A 1390-nucleotide genomic window follows, 5' to 3' on the forward strand; every position below is an offset into this window, starting at 1 on the left:
TTGTCTTACTCATCAGTTTGGTTGGCGGTATAACGCAGTCACGATCCAAAGCCTATATTAAAGAAACGGCCATTTGGGCCAGTCAGAACTTACCCGAAAATAGCACCGTCATTACCGATAATAAAATAATCCAATATTATTACCAGAGCCACCAACCTAAAGCTGCATTATCTAAAGTTTGGGTTGATTCATACCATAATGATGCGTATCAAAACAGTTTTAATCAGATCGAAAAAAATTATCTCAACTATGATTATTTAATCGTCGTGGAAAAACGCAAAAATAAAAAAATAAAGCAGCTATTAGCCACGATGAAACTGGAACAAATTTATAGCCAAGAAACAAAACGTCAGAATAAAGCCAGCGTATATAAAATATTGGCTGACTAAATTAGATTTCCAGCAATATCCTGTAATTCTTTTTGAATTCGTTTGAGCTGTTTGGGTTTGCCCGTGCCTTTACCCTGTAATTCAGGGTTGAGAATCGCAGTGGCGTGATTTAAATGTCTGACATAGCGTGATAATTCACTCGATTCTAAAAACTTCATGGTGAATCCACTTTCCTCAAGTTTTCGATGCATGACCTTGCCTGCCGTCTCACCACCATCATTAAAACCATTGGTATATTTTCTTACCTGCTCCGTTTTATACAGAGCGCAATGACTGCGCAGGTAATAATAATTATCCCCTTTACCCGCAATCGCGCCATAGCCTTTACCTATAAGGGGGTACCAGATCTTTTCTTGCCAAAATGTCTCTATGCTTTTCAACACCCGTTTATACCAAGGTTTGAACTCCAACTTCCATGAGCCCACCCCGGCTAAAGACGCTTCTGATTGTATTTGTGTTAATAAAAATTCTAGCCACTTGGGATGCGTCACAAAGGTATCCGTATGAATAGATAAAAAATAAGGTGTGGTCACTTTTTCTAAAGCAAGATCCAAGGCATTACTATGTGCGATCGCGCCTTTTTCACCTTCAACCTTATCCCTTGTTATTAAGGTTATCCAATCTAAGGATTTTAAATAATCTGATGAATCATCATTTGAGCCATTATCAATGACGATAAGCTCTGCTCTCGCTAAATCTGTATTTTTCTTGAGTAGAGCCAAACACAATTTCGTCATTTTCAACGTTTTGTAATGTGGGATTAAAATCGCTACGTCTTTATTCATTATTTTTCACCAACTCATGTCACACAAGGTTTACATCTGAAAGTTCAGGCTTAAGGACACATGTTACCATTGCCATGACTTGCCAAAGTGATATTTACACCTACCACATTGTTACAGTTACGTTATCATTGCCACGTCCCGTCAATATTTATTTAGAACTACTCTCACCGATACAAATATGAAAGACTTTTGGAATAGTAATAGTTGGCAACAAAT

2 protein-coding genes are annotated in these 1390 nt (G+C 37.6%); one reads left to right on the forward strand and one right to left on the reverse strand.

Annotation, left to right across the window (positions count from 1 at the left end; translation table 11 throughout):
* On the forward strand, nucleotides 1–389 hold a 389-nt coding region (locus tag AC3AYF_RS21020), incomplete at its 5' end, for a hypothetical protein (RefSeq protein WP_487780412.1).
* Here the strand turns inward: AC3AYF_RS21020 and AC3AYF_RS21025 are convergent.
* Nucleotides 386–1174: a glycosyltransferase gene (locus AC3AYF_RS21025; RefSeq protein ID WP_487780413.1), complete on the reverse strand. Its 789-nt coding sequence runs from the start codon at nucleotides 1172–1174 to the stop codon at nucleotides 386–388. The two genes, AC3AYF_RS21020 and AC3AYF_RS21025, sit on opposite strands and share 4 nt — an antisense overlap.
* Between the last annotated feature and the right edge of the window lie 216 nt (nucleotides 1175–1390).

The organism is Salinicola sp. (assembly GCF_982684285.1).